Annotated in this window: 19 protein-coding genes and 1 riboswitch; all 19 genes read right to left on the bottom strand. The window is 36.8% G+C overall.

The genetic code is table 11. From position 1 onward, the window contains the following. Positions 1 to 60 precede the first annotated feature (60 nt). Positions 61 to 1,326 (bottom strand): glutamate 2,3-aminomutase, encoded by a 1,266-nt coding sequence (gene eam, locus H0Z36_RS02000; RefSeq protein WP_296863416.1) that lies wholly within the window; start codon positions 1,324 to 1,326, stop codon positions 61 to 63. Between the two features lie 82 nt (positions 1,327 to 1,408). Beyond that, positions 1,409 to 1,542, bottom strand: a riboswitch (cyclic di-AMP (ydaO/yuaA leader). Between the two features lie 78 nt (positions 1,543 to 1,620). Further along, positions 1,621 to 1,950: an MgtC/SapB family protein gene (locus H0Z36_RS01995; RefSeq protein ID WP_296863414.1), complete on the bottom strand. Its 330-nt coding sequence runs from the start codon at positions 1,948 to 1,950 to the stop codon at positions 1,621 to 1,623. A 1-nt stretch (position 1,951) separates the two neighbouring features. After that, positions 1,952 to 3,403: an IMP dehydrogenase gene (gene guaB, locus H0Z36_RS01990; protein WP_296863412.1), complete on the bottom strand. Its 1,452-nt coding sequence runs from the start codon at positions 3,401 to 3,403 to the stop codon at positions 1,952 to 1,954. Positions 3,404 to 3,500: 97 nt separating this feature from the next. Beyond that, positions 3,501 to 3,731 carry a helix-turn-helix domain-containing protein gene (locus H0Z36_RS01985; protein WP_296863410.1) on the bottom strand — a complete coding sequence of 77 codons (231 nt, stop codon included), beginning with the start codon at positions 3,729 to 3,731 and terminating at the stop codon, positions 3,501 to 3,503. Positions 3,732 to 3,879: 148 nt separating this feature from the next. Beyond that, positions 3,880 to 5,124 (bottom strand): DUF1015 family protein, encoded by a 1,245-nt coding sequence (locus H0Z36_RS01980; protein WP_296863408.1) that lies wholly within the window; start codon positions 5,122 to 5,124, stop codon positions 3,880 to 3,882. A 21-nt stretch (positions 5,125 to 5,145) separates the two neighbouring features. Beyond that, positions 5,146 to 6,057, bottom strand: coding sequence for a D-2-hydroxyacid dehydrogenase (locus H0Z36_RS01975; RefSeq protein ID WP_296863405.1), 912 nt, complete (start codon positions 6,055 to 6,057; stop codon positions 5,146 to 5,148). 40 nt (positions 6,058 to 6,097) lie between these two features. After that, the gene (locus H0Z36_RS01970; protein ID WP_296863403.1) at positions 6,098 to 7,168 is read right to left on the bottom strand and encodes an alanine--glyoxylate aminotransferase family protein; all 1,071 of its coding nucleotides are present in this window, start codon (positions 7,166 to 7,168) and stop codon (positions 6,098 to 6,100) included. Positions 7,169 to 7,431: 263 nt separating this feature from the next. Next, complete coding sequence (locus H0Z36_RS01965) at positions 7,432 to 7,701, bottom strand: YlmC/YmxH family sporulation protein (RefSeq protein WP_296863401.1); 270 nt, start codon at positions 7,699 to 7,701, stop codon at positions 7,432 to 7,434. Between the two features lie 13 nt (positions 7,702 to 7,714). After that, complete coding sequence (gene dut, locus H0Z36_RS01960) at positions 7,715 to 8,152, bottom strand: dUTP diphosphatase (RefSeq protein WP_296863399.1); 438 nt, start codon at positions 8,150 to 8,152, stop codon at positions 7,715 to 7,717. 13 nt (positions 8,153 to 8,165) lie between these two features. After that, a complete protein-coding gene (locus tag H0Z36_RS01955) occupies positions 8,166 to 9,440 on the bottom strand; it encodes a pitrilysin family protein (protein WP_296863397.1) in 1,275 nt (424 codons plus the stop codon). 33 nt (positions 9,441 to 9,473) lie between these two features. Continuing rightward, a complete protein-coding gene (locus H0Z36_RS01950; protein ID WP_296863395.1) occupies positions 9,474 to 10,601 on the bottom strand; it encodes a D-alanyl-D-alanine carboxypeptidase family protein in 1,128 nt (375 codons plus the stop codon). Positions 10,602 to 10,619: 18 nt separating this feature from the next. Beyond that, positions 10,620 to 11,333: a polysaccharide deacetylase family protein gene (locus H0Z36_RS01945; protein WP_296863394.1), complete on the bottom strand. Its 714-nt coding sequence runs from the start codon at positions 11,331 to 11,333 to the stop codon at positions 10,620 to 10,622. A gap of 3 nt (positions 11,334 to 11,336) precedes the next feature. Then, a complete protein-coding gene (locus H0Z36_RS01940; protein ID WP_296863391.1) occupies positions 11,337 to 12,137 on the bottom strand; it encodes a VanW family protein in 801 nt (266 codons plus the stop codon). Positions 12,138 to 12,311: 174 nt separating this feature from the next. Then, the gene (locus H0Z36_RS01935) at positions 12,312 to 14,417 is read right to left on the bottom strand and encodes a polyribonucleotide nucleotidyltransferase (protein WP_296863849.1); all 2,106 of its coding nucleotides are present in this window, start codon (positions 14,415 to 14,417) and stop codon (positions 12,312 to 12,314) included. Positions 14,418 to 14,483: 66 nt separating this feature from the next. Next, positions 14,484 to 14,753: a 30S ribosomal protein S15 gene (gene rpsO / locus H0Z36_RS01930; RefSeq protein WP_296863389.1), complete on the bottom strand. Its 270-nt coding sequence runs from the start codon at positions 14,751 to 14,753 to the stop codon at positions 14,484 to 14,486. A 158-nt stretch (positions 14,754 to 14,911) separates the two neighbouring features. After that, positions 14,912 to 15,841, bottom strand: coding sequence for a bifunctional riboflavin kinase/FAD synthetase (locus H0Z36_RS01925; RefSeq protein ID WP_296863387.1), 930 nt, complete (start codon positions 15,839 to 15,841; stop codon positions 14,912 to 14,914). Positions 15,842 to 15,858: 17 nt separating this feature from the next. After that, on the bottom strand, positions 15,859 to 16,755 hold the full coding sequence (gene truB / locus H0Z36_RS01920; protein ID WP_296863385.1) for a tRNA pseudouridine(55) synthase TruB: 897 nt from the start codon (positions 16,753 to 16,755) through the stop codon (positions 15,859 to 15,861). Then, on the bottom strand, positions 16,752 to 17,717 hold the full coding sequence (locus H0Z36_RS01915; protein WP_296863382.1) for a bifunctional oligoribonuclease/PAP phosphatase NrnA: 966 nt from the start codon (positions 17,715 to 17,717) through the stop codon (positions 16,752 to 16,754). The genes truB and H0Z36_RS01915 overlap by 4 nt, the downstream gene beginning before the upstream one ends. Positions 17,718 to 17,721: 4 nt before the next feature. Beyond that, the gene (rbfA, locus tag H0Z36_RS01910) at positions 17,722 to 18,087 is read right to left on the bottom strand and encodes a 30S ribosome-binding factor RbfA (protein ID WP_296863380.1); all 366 of its coding nucleotides are present in this window, start codon (positions 18,085 to 18,087) and stop codon (positions 17,722 to 17,724) included. Positions 18,088 to 18,162: the final 75 nt, after the last annotated feature.

Genomic DNA, 18,162 nt, shown 5'->3' with positions numbered 1-18,162 from the left:
CCTATCTGTTAATAAAAGGGGGATAAACTCCCCCTTTTATTATTTTAGTCAAAAATCATATTAATAAGTTTTATTCTTATAATTCATAACTTTATTTTCCCAGGTTCTTATAGTGATTTCCTCGTCGCCCATTGATAACAAATACTCTGGCAGCATAGGCGTTTTACCATATCCATTTGGAGCATTAATTATATAAGTAGGTACAGCTAATCCGGAAGTGTAGCCCCTCAGTTTTTCCATTATTTTTATTCCAGTTTCAACTTTAGTAATAAAATGTGAAGTCCCTTTTACCTGTTTAGCATGGAAAATATAATAAGGTCGAACCCTTATTTTTAACAATTCTTGATTAAGCTTCTTCATTATATATTCATCATCATTTATTCCTTTAAGTAAAACTGCCTGGTTTCCTAATACCGCTCCTGCTTTTACCAGCATATCGCAGGCCTTTTTGGCTTCAGGCGTAATCTCTAAAGGTGAATTAAACTGGGTATTTACATATATAGGCGGATGTTTTTCTAGTATTGTACACAATTCAGGAGTAACCCTCTGGGGCAAAGTTACCAAAGTCCTGGTTCCAATTCTCTTTATTTCTACATGAGGTATGGAATCAAGTTCAGATAAAATCCAATCTAACATAGTGTCACTCAACATTAAGGCATCTCCGCCGGTAACTAAAACATCCCTTATCTCTTTGTTTTTTCGTATATAATCTAATGCCTGTTCTAATTCCTTCCTGGTAACGCTTACATCTTTCTCTCCAAAATTACGCCTCCGCTGACAATGCCGGCAATACATAGCACACTGGTTGGTAACATTTATTATCAAGCGATCCGGATACCTCCGGGTAATACAGGGAGCAGGGCTGGTATAATTTTCTCCCATTGGATCATCATATCCCTCTTTATCGAGCAACTCGGAAATAATCGGCACTGCCTGTTTATATATAGGTGATTCCAAAAAATTTTCAAAATCTATTAAACTCAAATAATAAGGAGATACAGCCCAGCGAAAATGCTTAGATACCTCAACTAATTCCTCATACTGCTTATCATTTAAAGGTAAAAAATAAGCGAGTTCCTCCGGCTTAGATATACGATGTTTCATCTGCCATACCCAGTTGTTCCAATCATCTTCAGTAGCGTCAAAATACTCCAAAATCTTTCTTTTATTAGCTTCTACCCTTTCTTTTACCCTAAATCCAGTTTCAATGTAAGGTTCTTTTTCTAAATAATCATTTATTCTTTGTTTAAGTTCTTCAGCCCTTTTCAAAGCAATTTCCCGCTTAGCATCTTCTTCTAACTTATTTAAATTGACTATTTTATTCATTTTTTCCCTCCTCTTAGAAATACTGAATACACTGTAAAAATCTACGGTGAAAATTAGAGAAATGGAGGGTTTTTTTTAACCTGTCCCCTCCCTTAAAACGCTTACGAAGTTAGCTGACGGGTTAGGGCCTTAAGGGTTAGCCCCTCGAAATAAATTCGATTCACCCCAAAAGATGGTTCCTCCGCTCTGACAATTCAGATTCAGCGTTTAAAAAACAGGTATTTACATGTGAAATTTAATTTTTTATAACATATTATATTTATTATATCATATCATATCAAAAATAGCATTCCATCAAGCCATACCTATAACAATTCCTGTTATTGATATAATCCATAAAGCTGCTGCCTTATTTAATCCCCTTATTTTATTATCTTCTCCCATCCAAATCAAACCTGAGACGATAAACCCCAGTGCACTTACAATCTGTGCAGCCAACCTTCCCGGGTCCCCATACCATGGAAAACCTGCTATTTGAAAAAAATAAATTGAAGTTATAGTTACTAAAGTTGAGCCAACACAAACAAAAGCAAAAATACGAGCAGTTTGGCCATTGTACAAGAACATCCCCAGTAAAAAAGCCAAAATCGCCGCAAAAACTAATTTTAACAAAATTATAAACATATTAAGCCCTGTAATTAGGGGCTTCTTTGGTTATATAAACATCATGGGGATGACTTTCGATTAATCCAGCATTAGTAATCCTTATGAAACGCGCCTTGGTTTGCATCTCTTCAATATTTCTGGCTCCACAGTATCCCATACCTGCCCGCAAACCACCAACCAGCTGGAAAATAGTATCAGATACACTACCCCTATAAGGTACACGACCTTCTATACCTTCAGGAACCAGTTTTTTAGCATCTTCCTGGAAATAACGATCGCTGCTTCCCTGAGTCATAGCCCCTAATGATCCCATTCCGCGGTAAACTTTATAACTTCTGCCCTGAAGTATAACTGTTTCCCCAGGAGCTTCATCAGTACCTGCGAGAAGATTTCCCAGCATTACTGAATCAGCTCCGGCGGCAATAGCCTTAGCTATATCTCCTGAATACTTTATACCTCCATCAGCAATAATCGGGATTCCATATTTTTTAGCCACCCTGCTGCAATCATACACCGCAGTAATTTGAGGAACCCCTATACCTGCGACAACCCGGGTAGTGCAAATTGACCCAGGACCAATGCCAACCTTAACTGCATCTGCTCCTGCTTTTATCAATTCTTCAGTTGCTTCTGCGGTAGCTACATTTCCTGCAATAAGCTCAAGCTCAGGAAATTTCTGTTTTATTTTTTTTACCATTTTAATAACACCTATAGAATGACCATGAGCAGTATCAACTACTATTACATCTACACCTGCATTTTTAAGTGCTTCTACCCTTTCCATGGTATCTTTTGCCGTGCCTACTGCCGCACCTGCCAAAAGCCGCCCTTTTTTATCTTTAGCTGCATTGGGATATTGGCTGGTTTTTTCTATATCCTTTATAGTAATTAACCCCATGAGATTAAAATCTTCATCTACTAAAGGAAGCTTTTCTATTTTATGTTTGCGCAAAATTTCCATAGCCTTTTCCATACTGGTTCCTACCGGAGCAGTAACTAGCCCTTTACTTGTCATAACATTGCGTATAGGCTGTTCAAAATCAGTTTCAAATCTTATATCCCGGTTAGTTATAATTCCTACCAGTTTTCTTCCTTCAGTAATAGGAACACCCGAAATATGATAATGTTCCATTATAGCCAGGGCATCTTTAATTTTATCATCAGGTGAAAGATAAAAAGGATCAGTTATTACTCCATGTTCAGAACGCTTTACACGATCTACCATTTTAGCCTGTTCTTCGATCGACATATTTTTATGAATAATCCCAATTCCGCCTTCTCTGGCCATTGCAATTGCCATTTTATATTCAGTAACAGTATCCATCCCTGCGCTCATTATAGGAATTGCCAGCCTTATGTTTCTTGTAAGCCTGGTTGAAACATCAACCTCAGATGGCATAACTTCAGAATATCCCGGAATTAAAAGCACATCATCAAAGGTAAGTCCTTCCTTGGCAAACTTCTCGCTCATATATCCGCTCCCCTTTTTCGAATTTAGAATATCTTATAATAAATAAAACCAATTTGCAAGAAGCTTAAGACGATTTGTATATTGTGTACAAAAGAGTCTAATCTCCTCCCATGGTTGAATTAACACCATAATGGTAAAAATGTTCTTTAAGTATATCTATTGTATTTTCACTGACTTTAAACTTAAAAGCCATTTCTTCTGTATTCTTATTCTCTTTTAAACATTGAATAAACTGATCAAAATCTATACCGACTTCTTCTGTCATTTTAGCCAAATCATCTATTCTGCTCCAAGGCGGGAAAGAACCTATTTTATCACTATTTTCCATATTATCCTTACTCCTTTTTGTTAATAGCTTTCCCGCTTTTTTCATATATCTTTATGGTAAAAATAACCTTAAATAAATATAAAAATTAAGCCAAGATATTTAAAATTATCTTGGCTTACAATATTTTGTTTAATTAATACATTATACATTAAGATAATTTGTGAATAAAGATCCCGCTTCTAAGTTTAGGTTCAAACCAAGTGGATTTAGGAGGCATTACCTTTCCTGCATCTGCAATATCCATTAAATCATCTATAGTAGTCGGATACATAGAGAATGCCACTTTCATCTCACCACTGTTAACCCTTCTCTCCAACTCTTTTAGACCTCTAATACCGCCTACAAAATCAATTCTTTTATCAGTGCGTGGATCTAAAATGCCTAAAACAGGCGCTAATAAGTTATTTTGCAAAATAGAAACATCCAAGCGGTCTACCGGATCATCAGGATTAAAAATTCCTTCTTTAGCAGTAAGCTTATACCACTGACCTTCAAGATACATACCAAAAGTATGTTTAGTTTCTGGCTTGTAAGGTGCCTTTTCAGCCTTCTCAACTTTAAATTTTTCACTTATTTTGTTTAAAAACTCTTCAACCGATAAGCCATTTAAATCTTTTACTACCCGGTTGTAATCCATGATATATAAATCTATATCCGGGAAAATAACAGAAAGGAAATAATTAAATTCCTCTTCTCCTGTATAACCCGGATTAGCCTCTCTGCGCATCTTGCCTACTTTTACAGCAGAGGCACAGCGGTGGTGCCCATCGGCAATGTATAGATAATCGACGGTTTTAAAAAGTTCGACCAATTTATTTACTGTTTCTTCATCATCAATAACCCAAACCTTATGGGCTACACCATCTTCTGAAACAAAATCATACAAAGGTTCATTTTTAGTCCAGCCTTTAACTATACTGTCTATTTCTGGCTTAACACGGTAAGTCAGAAAAATAGGTCCAGTATTGGCATCACAGTAATCAACATGGTTAATACGATCCTGTTCTTTCTCTGCCCTCGTATGCTCATGTTTTTTTATAATATCATTCATATAGTCATCAATTGAAGTGCAGGCAACCAAACCAGTCTGAACCCTGCCATCCATTATCTGCTGATAAATATAAAAGTATGGTTTTTCATCCTGAATAAAAATGCCTTCTTCAATCATTCGGTTAAGATTATCGCGTGCTTTTTCATAAACCCTTTTATCATATAAATCTATGCTAGGATCCAGATCAATTTCAGCCTTGTCTACATGCAAAAAAGAATACGGATTACCTTTAACCATTTCACGCGCTTCATCACTGTCCATAACATCATAAGGTAAAGCTGCTACTTTACTTGCCAGCTCTTTAACAGGCCTAATTGCCCTAAAAGGACGTACAACTGCCATAACTTTTCCTCCTATACAAAACTAAAATTGATAATTCATTATTATATCTACAATCTCCTCACCAATCCTCTGCTGAGCTTCAGCCGTCGAAGCCCCTATATGCGGAGAAACCGAAACTCTGGGATGATTTACCAGTTTCGAGTTGTTAGTAGGTTCTTCTTCAAAAACGTCTATGCACGCCCCTGCCAGTTTACCTGATTCTAAAGCTTCAATAAGAGCATCTTCGTCTACTACTCCGCCGCGGGCGAGATTTACAAGATAAGCCCCATCTTTCATAAGTTCAAGCTGTTTTTTGCCTATAATAGGGCCATATTCCGCATTATAAGGACAATGCAGTGAAACAAAATCGCTTTCTCTTAAAAGATCTTCAAAATCACGATATTCATATTCTCCAGCATCATCTATTTTCCCTCTAATATCTGTATAAATTACCTTCATGCCAAAAGCCTTAGCCCGTTTGGCAACTTCCCGGGCAATACGGCCGAATCCAACTAATCCTAAAGTTTTGCCATAAAGTTCAATCCCTTTATAATTCTTTTTATCCCATTTACCCTGACGCATAGTAACATTAGAAAGATGAAGGAACCTGGCTACTGCTAACATGTGAGCAATAGTAAGTTCAGCAACAGAAGCACTGCTTGCTTTTGGGGTATTTAAAACCTGTATTCCGTTTTCCATAGCATAAGCCACATCTATATTATCTACTCCTACGCCGCCACGAATAATCAGCTTAAGCCTTCCAGTTTCCAAAGCTTTGTCAATGTGATCTTTTCTTATTTTAGTAGCAGAGCGCACAACAACTATATCAAAATTTTTAAGTGCTTCTCCTAATTCATCTGATTCATAATGCTGTTCAACTACCTCAAAACCTGCCTTGCGCAGTGATTCTACTGCACTTTTTTCCATTCCGTCCGTGACCAGTATTCTAACCATTGCTTTTCCCCCTGTTTAATTTAAAAATTAAAGGAATAAACTACAGTTTTAATATGTCATCAATATGTCCTAAGAGCTCTTTAATATCATCTAAAGTATAGTCAGCCATATGAGCAATACGGAAAGTCTTTTCCTTCATCTTGCCATAACCATTAGAAATCTGGAAACCTCTCTGTCCCAATTCTTTATTTAAAGCAGCAACATCTATTTCCCTGGTGTTAGCTACAGTGGTAAGGGTGTTGGAAAGATAGCGTTCATCAGCAAAAAGAGCAAAATTCTTCTTAGCCCATGCCCGGACATATTCAGCCATTTCAATATGACGGGCAAAACGATTTTCCAGACCTTCTTCTAAAATCTTGTCTAACTGATAATCGAGAGCAAACATATGGGAAAGTGACGGAGTTGAAGGATATTGATAATCTTTTTTCTGAATATAATTATAAAGTGAAAGAAGATCCAAATAATATCCTCTATGAGGAACCTGTTTAGCTCTTTCAATTGCTTTTTTAGAAAAAGTGCATATAGCTAATCCTGGAGGTAATCCTAATGCCTTCTGGGTAGAAGTTATGCATATATCTATGCCTAATTTATCTACTTCAATCTTGCTTCCTCCAGCAGAACTTACCGCATCAACACACCATACTACATCAGGATATTTCTTTATTACCTTGGATATCTCTTCAACCGGATTCATAATCCCGGTAGATGTTTCATTGTGGGTTATAGTTACTAAATCGTACTTGCCGGTAGATAAAACTTCATCTACCATCTCCGGAGTAGTAGCCTGTCCCCACTCAACCTCAAACAAATCAGCCGGAACATTATTGCTTACAGCCATATCATACCATCTCTTACCAAAAGCCCCTACGGAAAAAACAGCTGCTCTTTTGGCTGTACAGGAACGAATAGCTCCTTCCATAAGTCCACTGCCTGAACTAGTTGAAAGGAGTATTTCTTCTTCCGTGTAAAACAGTTTTCTTAATTTGTCGCTTATCCTTCTCTGTAAAGCTGAGGCATCCTTACTGCGGTGTCCTATCATAGGAGTTGCCATTTTCTCGAGTACATCTGGTTTTACTTCTACAGGTCCAGGAATAAACAACTTTTTATGCATTATTCAGCCCTCCAAATATTTTATTTTTATACACAACAACAAATAAATTTTAATAAAAATTATAGCATGTAACCAGCCTCATATAAGCTTTTATTTCAGGAGTTTTCATTATTATTAACTATATAACCCATTAGGCATATTTATTTCCACATTAAAATCAGATATTTTTTTTAGTATTCGTATTTTATTTTGCTTTTAACCAAAAAAACAGGATGTTTTTTCTCTAAACATCCTGTACTTACTCTTACTTTATGTAATATTTCTTAAATAGAGTTATTCTTAAGCCGCATATGGGTATGGTCAAGATCAACCACGATTACTTCCCTGCCAATTTTTTTTACCGCTTCCCACGGAATTACAAGCTTTTGGCGATCAGCCCAAAATGTAAAGGCATTTCCACGATTAGGCAAAATTATTGAAATTATTTTTCCTGTTTCGTGGTCAATAAGCATGTCAGACTCTCCTACCGTCCCCATCCTCATCCCATCATAAATATTTATCATTTCTTTACCTACCAGTTCATTAAGTTTCATTTACTTCCCCCTTCTAAACTCCCGTATGTCCAAAACCTCCACTTCCACGCTCTGTAAAATCTAAATCATCTGTTTCTTCCAGCTCAACCTTTTCTATTCGCGTAAAGACCATCTGAGCTATACGCTCACCTCTTTTTAAAATATACTCTTTGTCTCCTAAATTTATAACAATAACTTTTATTTCCCCACGATAATCAGAATCAATAGTTCCGGGAGTATTAAGCAGGGTAATGCCATGTTTTAAAGCCAATCCACTGCGGGGACGAATCTGTGCCTCGTAACCTTCCGGAATAGATATGGCAATTCCGGTAGGCACCAAACAAATCTTGCCTGGAGCTATAATTATTTCTTTTTCAACTGCTGCATAAAGATCCAGTCCTGAAGAGCCTGAGGTCATATAACACGGCAAAGGCAAATCATCACTATGTAATCTTTTCACATATACTTTCATAATAAATTCTCCTTTATTTAAACCAATTCTTAAACCCTTTCTCAACTTCTTTCAACACTTTTTCCGGACCAATAGCTGCTAAAGAAATAGATTCAAAACAAAGAAGTCGTGAAGCTAATTCCTTAACCATTTGAGGAGTCACCGCTATAATATTTTCTACAACTTTTTCTACCGGTATTATTTCCCCATACATCATCAACGATTTCCCCATCCTGCCAGTGCGATTCATGACGCTTTCCTGACCTAAATACATACTTGATTTAATGAGCTGTTTAGAACGATAAACCTCCTCTTCACTTACTCCCTTACTTATAAACCTATCCAGCTCTTCATATAAAGCGGCAAAAAACTTGCTTATATTATTAGCTCCTGTTCCTATATATATAGAATATGCCCCTGTATCAGAATAATTGGAAGGATAAGAATAAACTGAATAAGCTAGTCCCATTTCTTCTCTCATAGTCTGAAAAAGCCTGGAACTCATGCCACCACCTAAAATGCTGTTCATAACATGCTGGGTATATCTTTCTTCAGCCAGATAAGAAATTCCTGGAACCCCCAAGCATATCTGTATTTGTTCCGTATCCTTAGGCAAAAGTTTTACAAAGTTCATCGATTCTTTTGGCTTATCCAAAACTGCTCCTGAAAATTCGCGGTTTGAAGAAGCTTTGTCCAAATAATACTCAACTTTTTCTTTAATTTTATTTCCATCAATATTACCGGCAACGGATATTACCATATTCGAAGGAACATAACTTTGCCTATAAAAAGAATATATATCATCCCTAGCAAAACTGCTTACCGTTTCTAGAGTGCCTAAAATAGGTTTCCCCATAGGATGATTCTGCCACAGGTTTTGCATAAATAAATCATGTATCAAATCATCAGGAGTATCCTCATACATATTTATTTCTTCTATTACTACCCCTTTTTCGGTATTAAAGTCCTTAAGCGAAAAAGAAGAGTTAAAAATCATGTCAAAAATAATATCCATAGCTTCATATATATTTTCATCTAAAGTCCGTGCATAAACACAGGTATATTCCTTGGAAGTATAAGCATTAAGCTGTCCACCTATGATTTCAAAGCTTTCTGCAATATCCCGGGCACTTCTTTTATCAGTACCCTTAAAAAGCATATGTTCAACAAAATGGCTGGCTCCTGTCATATTTTCTTTCTCATGCCTTGATCCCACTTTTATATACACATTAATTGCCGCCGATTTCAGATAAGGGATTTCTTCGACCACCAGTTTAGCCTTGTTTGATAATGTCCAAAAATTGACCACTTTAATACCTCCATGTTTAAATCTGTTATAGCTTTAATTTAATATTTTGTAATAAAGATTTACTATTAAATTATTTTTCTCTTTTACAGTTTCACTGGAAACTAGCGGAACTTCTGCAACCTGTTTCCCATCTGCATATATTTCTAAAACCCCTACTTTTTCTCCCATAAGCACAGGAGCCTTTAAACTATAATTCAGCTTAACCCTCTTTTCAATGTAAGGTGTCCCCTCTCCCATCCATAAAGGGACCTCATAAGCGGGATATATATCAACATATGGTTTCTTCCCATCTATCACTTTTAACTGTTTAAAAGGACTGCTCTGATCTACAACTTTTACCCTTTGGGTATCATTAAAGCCAAAATTCAAAAGCCGGACACAGTCCCCGGTGCGATCTCCTGACTTTAGAACTACAGCTATAAGCTTTCTCCCCCTCCTTTCAGCAGAAGCCACCAGACATTTACCTGCAGCATTAGCTGTTCCCGTCTTTATGCCATTGGCTCCTTCATAATAACCTAATAAGCCATTTGTATTAGTTATAGTTAAAGGTTCATGATAAGCAGGGTGCCTGAATTTGTCCTGCTTTTTTCCTACTATTTCACCGCTCACTTTTTTAGATAACAAATATCTCCCTATTAAAGCCAAATCATAAACTGTGCTGTAATGTTCAGAAGCAGGAAGCCCAGAAGCATTAACAAAATGCGTATTAACAGCTCCAATCAGAAAGGCCTTTTTTGTCATAAGATGGGCAAACAGCCTTTCTTCCCCCGCTACATGCTCAGCCAATACTACAGCGGCATCATTGGAAGAGCGTATCAAAGCTGCCTTTAAAAGTTCTTCTATCTTAAGTTTTTGTCCTTCTCTGAGCCCAATAGTAAAAGGATGAGTCCTTGCTGCATTATAACTTACAGTAGCCATTTCGTCCATACTGCAATATTCTTCAGCCAGAATTGCAGTCATCATTTTAGTCGTGCTGGCTACCTCGCGCTTCTGATCTGCATTTTTAGAAACTATAATCTGCCCACTATCTCCATCCACCAAACAATAATAATTAGAGTAAAGCAATGGAATGGCATAAACTGTCGATATAGATAAAAATAAAACTAATGCTATTATACAAAAAAATAAATTTATTTTAATCAGATTTACTATCCTTTTCATCGCTACCGCCTTTTTCTTTTATCTTATAACTATCTCTTCAATAGTAACCATTTTATACCCTTCTTTTTGAAGCCTTTCCAACAATTCGGGTAATGCTTTAACGGTAGGTTCAGTTGGATGCATAAGTATAATAGCATCATTATGCACTTTATTGGCCACCCTTTTAACAATAGTCCCCGGGTCAGGCCGCTGCCAGTCTATTGTATCTACACTCCACATCACAAGATCATAGCCGATACTAGATACAGCCGTTAATATTTTATGGCTTTGTTCGCCATACGGAGAAGCAAAAAACTTAGTCTTTCTGCCTGTTATCTCATAAATAATTTTTTCCGCCTTTTTTATCTGCTCCACGGACTCCTCTATGGAAAGAGAGTTAAAATGGACATGCTCATAACCATGGTTCTGAATACTGTGTCCCTTATCACTCATCTTTTTAAGCAGCTCCTGATTTTTCTTAGCCCATTTTCCGGTAACAAAAAAAGTAACCTTTACCCCTTTTTTATCAAATATCTCCAGCATTTGCGGAACAAACTCCTCACCCCAATCAACATTAACTGTAATAGCAACTACTTTCTTACCCGTATTACCTTGATATATAGGCTCAGTCACACGGGATGCCACTGTACTTTTTCCATAATAAATAAAAGAAAAAGTTAAAAAAGCTGCTAATAGAATAAAAACAATGCCTATAGTCAATAAATTCTTCTTAGTAATAAAATATATCCTCACTCCTCATTCCCCCCAGATCTGAACTACCAGCCTACCATTTTTTACTTCTGATTTAATGATTACAGGATTTAATGTATTATTTTTAAACTTTAAATCCAGCGAACCATAGTCTACAGTCGCATCCATTTCTTTTGGTACATAATGCACAGGCTTGCTGTGCATATGACGTTCAATAACCTCCAAACCAGCCTTTAAAACTGCATTATAAAGCGTACTTGATACCTGACACACCCCCCCACCATAACCAACATCCATCGAACCCATCATTATAATAGGTGCAGGCATATAACCTCTTTCAGGTGTTCTAGGTCCTACTGTCTCATTGAATGAAAAAACCTCTTCAGGCCAAACTATCACATTATTTATAGCTTTGCTGCCCAAAGATATATTATTAAAGCGCGCATAACTGCCGGAAATATAAGTATAGTAACTTCCTATAATTCTATTTACTCTTTCTAAATCTTCTGCAGAATAGCGGGGATGAATTTTTATAATCTCCAAATCTAACTTCTCATTTTCATCGGCAGCTAAAACCTTGCTCAAGGTCTTTTCCACATCAACAATAATTCCATCTTGCTCAGGTATAATTTCACCCGTAATCTTATCAATCGCAGGTTCTACAGGGACCTTCTGATATCTAACTGCCAGCTCCTCAATCACTTCCTGCACTTCATCAGGAAGAAGACCTCCTACCTTTTCCCCAGCAAGCTCTACTCCAGGCTTTACTCCAAAAAAATGTCTTTCTACCCTATCTATCCAGTTATTAAGTAAAGGCAAACTTATTAAAAGAGTAAAAAATAGCAAGGCTCTGCGATTAATCTGCCAGTAATAAAATCTCTCAACAGAAAATATTAATCACCCCTTAAAATTACTCATAAATTTATATTCATACTGAAGGGGCATTATTCATATAAAACAGCCCAGAAAACACAAATAAACCGAGCCTGCTCGGTTTACTTGGGATTTAATTTTTAAATTTTACTTTTGGATGCTTTTCAAAACTGCTTTGCGTGATAAATTTATTCTGCCTTGATTATCAATATCTATAACTTTTACTAAAATCTTATCGCCTATATTTACTACATCAGTCACTTTATTAACCCTTTCCTCAGCAAGCTGAGAAATATGAACTAAACCTTCTTTACCTTGAGTCCCTAAAACCCCAGGAATAATTTCTACAAAAGCCCCAAAATCCATTATTCTTTTAACAGTTCCTAAATAAGTTTTGCCAACTTCTACATCAGATGTTATAGCTTCAATATAGTACTTAGCTTTTTGTCCTGCTTCCTGATCAGTTGCCAGTATAAACAATGTTCCATCATCTTCAATATCAATTTTACAGCCAGTTTCGTCGATTATTCGGTGAATAGTTTTACCGCCTGGGCCTATAACATCCCTTATCTTTTCCGGGTCAATCTTCATTCTTATCATCTGGGGAGCATAAGGAGAAAGTTGTTCATTAGGCTTATTAATTGCCTCCAGCATTTTGCCCAGAATAAACATACGTCCTTCATGAGCCTGGGCTAATGCTTTCTCAATTATTTCACGATTAACCCCTAATATTTTAATATCCATCTGGATTGCAGTTATACCTTTTTCGGTACCCGCTACTTTAAAGTCCATATCTCCTAAAGCATCTTCTATTCCCTGAATATCGCTTAATATGGCAAAACGGTCTCCCTCTTTTACCAATCCCATTGCGATACCAGAAACAGGAGCTTTAATAGGCACACCTGCATGCATAAGAGAAAGGGTGCTGCCGCATACACTGCCCATAGATGTTGAACCATTTGATTCTAAAACATCTGATACTACGCGAATAGTGTAAGGAAATTCCTCTTCACTCGGTATTACCGGCAAAAGGGCTCTCTCTGCCAAAGCACCATGTCCTATTTCTCTTCTTCCCGGTCCCCGCATAGGTCTAGTTTCTCCTACACTATAAGGCGGGAAATTATAATGATGAATATAGCGCTTGGATTCTTCAACTCCCAGTCCATCGAGAATCTGTTCTTCACTCATTGCCCCCAGGGTAGTAACTGAGAGAACCTGGGTTTGTCCACGGGTAAAAAGACCAGAACCATGAGGACGCGGTAAATATCCAACTTCACAGCTTATCGGCCTTATTTCATTCAGTTTACGTCCGTCAACCCTTTCCCCATCTTCTAAAATCATTTTACGAACTATTTCTTTCAAAATTTTCTCTAAAATTTCAGAGATTACCTTTTCTTGCTCAGGATATAATTCAGCAAAATGCTCTAAAACCAGCTTGTTAACCTCATCTATTTGTCCTTCTCTAGCCTTTTTATCAGCATTCTTTACGGCTGCTTCCAGCTTTTCAGTAGCAAAAGCGCGCACTGCAGCCTCAATTTCCGGGTCTGTTTCTTGCAGTTTAGGGACAGACTTCTGAGGCTTCAGCTCTTCAATAATCTTTTCCTGAAATTCAACTAATTTTTTAATTTCCTCATGAGCAAAGAAAATTGCATCGATAACCTTTTCTTCTGGAATTTGATCCATTCCTCCTTCTACCATCATTATGGCATCTTTACTGCCTGCCACGGTCATGTGCATTTCACTTTTATTCATCTGCTCTACCGTAGGGTTTATAACAAACTGCCCATCTACCATTCCTACCACTACCCCAGCGATCGGCCCATTGAAAGGTATATCCGATATCGATAAGGCAATAGAAGCTCCGGTAATTGCGGTAACATCAGGTGCATTATCCTTTTCTACAGACAGAACCGTAGCTACTATATGAACATCGTTTCGGTATCCTTTGGGGAAAAGTGGTCTTATCGGACGGTCAATCAGCCTTGCACTGAGGGTTGCTAGCTCAGTAGGTTTGCCTTCGCGTTTTATAAAACCTCCCGGTATTTTACCTACCGCATAAAGTCTTTCCTCATAATCAACGGTCAGAGGAAAAAAGTCAATTCCTTCCCGCGGCTCCTTAGAAGCAGTAGCAGTAACTAAAACCACAGTTTCGCCATACCGCATAACTACAGCGCCATTGGCTTGTTTAGCAACCTTGCCTATTTCTGCAACCAGCTTTCTGCCACCAACCTCAGTTTCAAAATACCTGACCAGATTAAATTCCTCCTTTCTTTTGCAGTTAATTAGTTTTTATAAAGTTAAAGAGCGGTATTTCCGCTCTTATCTACGCAGTCCAAGTCTGTTAACAATATTACGATAGCGTTCAAAATCGTTTTCTTTCAGATAATCTAACAAAGCACGCCTTTTACCAACCATTTTTAAAAGACCTCTTCTAGAATGGTGGTCTTTTTTATTTACTTTGAGATGCTCATTCAGATAATTAATTCTTTCGGTTAAAATAGCTATCTGAACTTCCGGAGATCCAGTATCATTTTCATGAATCTGAAACTCTTTAATAATTTGCTGTTTTCTTTCTTGACTTAATGCCATATAAATTCACCTCCTCCTTTTATTAATCGCCAATTACCAAGAATAGCGCCGGAGACCTCGCAATCCCTAGTAAATGGTTCTAATCTGCACTTTGGCAACAATGTAAATTTTAGCACAGACTCGTAAAAAAGTAAATGTTATAGCTTAATATAACAAACTTAAAAAGGAACTATTCGCCTGGTTTCTTCACTGTCCCTTTTCAACTGTTCAATCAATTCCTCTACACCTTGAAATTTCTTTTCATCACGCATTTTCTCCAAAAAAGTTATTTTTAATAACTTTTCATAAATAAAATCATTAAAATCCAACAAATGGGCTTCCACAGAAACGGGAAAATCCTTATGAAAAGTAGGTTTGTTTCCAATGTTAACCATACATTTATATTTTTCGCCATTTATATCAGCTACGGCTGCATAAACTCCTTTACCTGGAATTATAATATCCTCATCTACCACCAAATTGGCAGTAGGAAAACCTATTTTTCTTCCTCTCTTTTCACCTTCTACAACTATGCCTTCGATAAAAGGATAATAACCTAAAATTTTATGAGCTTCTTTTATTTCTCCTTCAAGAAGCAAAGTTCTTACTAAACTGCTAGAAGCTATCTGTCCTCCTACTTCGACAGGAGGAACAACATTAACCTTAAAACCGTATAATTCTCCCAAACTTTTAAGCAGCTCAGGATTTCCAATACCTTTATGCCCGAATGAATAATTAAAACCAACAAATACTTCTTTAGCCTTGATTCTATCAACTATAACCTTTTTTACAAATTCCTCCGGCGTCCACTTAGATATTTCATCGGTAAAAGAATTGTATATGAGCACATCTAAGCCCATATTTTCAAGCATCTCTGCTTTTCGTTCCTTACTAAGTAAAAGTTTTGGAGCTTTTGAGGGGTTAATTACCCTGGATGGATGAGGATCAAAAATAAAAGCAGCCGCTAAACCATTATTAGAATGAGCTTGTTCAATAGCCTGTCCAATCAGTTTTTGATGTCCTACATGAATTCCGTCAAAATTTCCTAAAGCTAAATATAATGGCTTATCATAACTAGGCAGGTTATATATTTCGCGTACTATCTCCATAAAAAAACTCCCTGTTTTTAAACTCGAATGACTTTTTCAGGTTTCAAAAATTTTCCATCGTCTTTTTGTAATAAAACCCCAATAGCTAATAATGAATTTTCCCAATATATCTTAACCTTATCAGTACTGGGCAAATTGCCTCTGTACTTAATAATATTACCGTTTTTAACAGCCTTTAATTCTTTTTCATATCTAAGATAATAAGAATCAAGATGAGCCAAAGGATAATCTAAAGGCAGCAGAATCTTTTGCAATTCTTCTCTACTTTTAATATCTTCTATTTTATAAGAATCCTCTAAAGTAAAAACACCCGATTTTACACGAACCAGTTCACTCATATAAGCACCGGTTTCCAGCTCCATTCCTAAATCATGACACAAAGTTCGTATATAAGTACCACGTGAACATTGAACATAAAGTTTTATCCGTGGCAAATCATTATCCTTGTCAATCTGTAAGACTTCAAGTTTTTTTATTTCTACAGTTCGCGGTTCCCGTTCCACTATAATACCTTTTCTGGCCAGTTCGTAGAGCCTCTGTCCCTGATAATGGACTGCTGAATACATAGGTGGAATCTGTTTTATAATTCCTCTATATTTATCTAAGACTACTTCCAGCCTAGAATCTTCAAATGTAACATTTCCCGTACAATTTATGTTTCCCCAGGCATCCTGGGTATCAGATATTCCACCTATAACCATTTCAGCTATATAAGCCTTGCTCTCATTGTCAATATAAGAAATTATTTTCGTCGCCTGTCCTACAGCAATCGGTAAAACCCCTGACGCCATGGGGTCAAGGGTTCCTAAATGTCCAATTTTAGTTGACGGAGGAAGTATTTTTTTGAGCTGACGAATGACGTCATAAGAAGTCATTCCTGGACTTTTGTTGATATTTAGGAAACCATCCATCATTTCATCACTTCTTCTACCAGATTTAAAACATATTTCCGGACTTCCTCCAAGCTTCCTTCTTTAGAAGCACCAGCCGCTCTCTTATGTCCTCCTCCTCCCAGCTTCGATGCCAGTGCAGCAACATCTATTTCACCTTTCGATCTGAAGCCGATTTTAACCAATCCCGGTTCTATCTCTCTAAATAAAATTCCTACTTCTACCCCTTTTATCATCCGCGTGTAATTTATTATTCCTTCTGGATGTAACCTTAAAGCACCAATACTTTTAACATCTTCATAGGATAATGTCATCCACGCTATTCTATCGTTACAGCTAAAATTTATAGTCCGCAAAGCAGCAGCAAGAAGTAAGATTTCTTCCTTGGATTTTGATTCAAAAAGATTAATCCGCAGCTTATCCAAGTCAACGCCTTTATCCAAAAGACAGGAAGCTATCTCAAATGTGCTGCTCTTAGTATTGCTATACTGAAAATTTCCCGTGTCCATAATTATTCCTGTATATAATGCTTCAGCTATTTCCGGGCTTATTTTAACCTGTATCTGCTGTAAAACATTATATACTATTTCAGCAGTAGAAGAAGCAGAAACATCTACATAGTTATAATCAGCAAAAAAATCATTGGTAAGATGATGATCAATGTTAAAAGTGTATTTAGGGGAATCAAAATATCCCGCTATTGTCCTTCCTGCCCTTTCTCGGTCAGAACAATCCAAAAAAACCAGGTTATAATCAGTAATATCAACTGCCTGGGGAGATTTTATAAATTTAGCCGCAGGAAGATAATTATAGATATCCGGAACTTTATCTTCTAAAAACATATAGGTTTTTTTTCCCAATGATTTTAATCCCAGATAAAGTCCTACCATTGACCCTATACAATCCCCGTCTGGGATAACATGCCCTGTTATAATATAATTATCATTTGAAAGCAGTTTTGCGCAAACATCTTCCAGTGTATTCATAAATTTACTCCTGTTTCTTTTCTTCCCTTTTATTAATTTCATTTAAAAGAGAAGATATTCTTATACCATGTTCAATAGATTTATCCAACCTTAAATCAATATCAGGAGCATGTCTCAACTGTATTTCAGAAGCCAATCTACTCCTTATAAATCCTTTAGCCTTTTGAATTACTTCCATAATTTCTTTTTGTTCAGCTTCATTTCCCAAAATACTTATATAAATACGGGCATGACTTAAATCATTGGTCAGTTCGACTCTAGTAACTGATACCCTGGTAAAATCAACCCGCGGGTCTTTAAGATCTTTTATTATCATAGAAAGTGTTCGTTTGATTTCTTCTGCTAGCCTTTCCTGCCTGCGCCGATTCATTTAACTCCCCCTGTTCATTATTTCAGTTCTGTTAACTTAAATCATATTTGCAATCGTAGAACCCCAGTGTTTATG

Origin of the sequence: Thermosyntropha sp., from assembly GCF_017656155.1 — a bacterium.
Classification (GTDB): Bacteria; Bacillota; Syntrophomonadia; order Syntrophomonadales; family Syntrophomonadaceae; genus Thermosyntropha.
Note: the sequence above shows the minus strand (reverse complement) of the source record. Positions and strands in the feature narration are given on the sequence as shown.

Excerpts from the sequence above, each read along its gene's own strand:
- H0Z36_RS01970 (WP_296863403.1), bottom strand. The coding sequence starts at position 7,168 with ATGCATAAAAAGTTGTTTATTCCTGGACCTGTAGAAGTAAAACCAGAT.
- eam (WP_296863416.1), bottom strand. The coding sequence starts at position 1,326 with ATGAATAAAATAGTCAATTTAAATAAGTTAGAAGAAGATGCTAAGCGG.
- H0Z36_RS01995 (WP_296863414.1), bottom strand. The coding sequence starts at position 1,950 with ATGTTTATAATTTTGTTAAAATTAGTTTTTGCGGCGATTTTGGCTTTT.
- rbfA (WP_296863380.1), bottom strand. The coding sequence starts at position 18,087 with ATGAATCGGCGCAGGCAGGAAAGGCTAGCAGAAGAAATCAAACGAACA.
- H0Z36_RS01985 (WP_296863410.1), bottom strand. The coding sequence starts at position 3,731 with ATGGAAAATAGTGATAAAATAGGTTCTTTCCCGCCTTGGAGCAGAATA.
- H0Z36_RS01975 (WP_296863405.1), bottom strand. The coding sequence starts at position 6,057 with ATGGTTAGAATACTGGTCACGGACGGAATGGAAAAAAGTGCAGTAGAA.
- dut (WP_296863399.1), bottom strand. The coding sequence starts at position 8,152 with ATGAAAGTATATGTGAAAAGATTACATAGTGATGATTTGCCTTTGCCG.
- guaB (WP_296863412.1), bottom strand. The coding sequence starts at position 3,403 with ATGAGCGAGAAGTTTGCCAAGGAAGGACTTACCTTTGATGATGTGCTT.
- H0Z36_RS01980 (WP_296863408.1), bottom strand. The coding sequence starts at position 5,124 with ATGGCAGTTGTACGTCCTTTTAGGGCAATTAGGCCTGTTAAAGAGCTG.
- H0Z36_RS01965 (WP_296863401.1), bottom strand. The coding sequence starts at position 7,701 with ATGAAACTTAATGAACTGGTAGGTAAAGAAATGATAAATATTTATGAT.
- H0Z36_RS01915 (WP_296863382.1), bottom strand. The coding sequence starts at position 17,717 with ATGAATACACTGGAAGATGTTTGCGCAAAACTGCTTTCAAATGATAAT.
- H0Z36_RS01925 (WP_296863387.1), bottom strand. The coding sequence starts at position 15,841 with ATGGAGATAGTACGCGAAATATATAACCTGCCTAGTTATGATAAGCCA.
- rpsO (WP_296863389.1), bottom strand. The coding sequence starts at position 14,753 with ATGGCATTAAGTCAAGAAAGAAAACAGCAAATTATTAAAGAGTTTCAG.
- truB (WP_296863385.1), bottom strand. The coding sequence starts at position 16,755 with ATGATGGATGGTTTCCTAAATATCAACAAAAGTCCAGGAATGACTTCT.
- H0Z36_RS01950 (WP_296863395.1), bottom strand. The coding sequence starts at position 10,601 with ATGAAAAGGATAGTAAATCTGATTAAAATAAATTTATTTTTTTGTATA.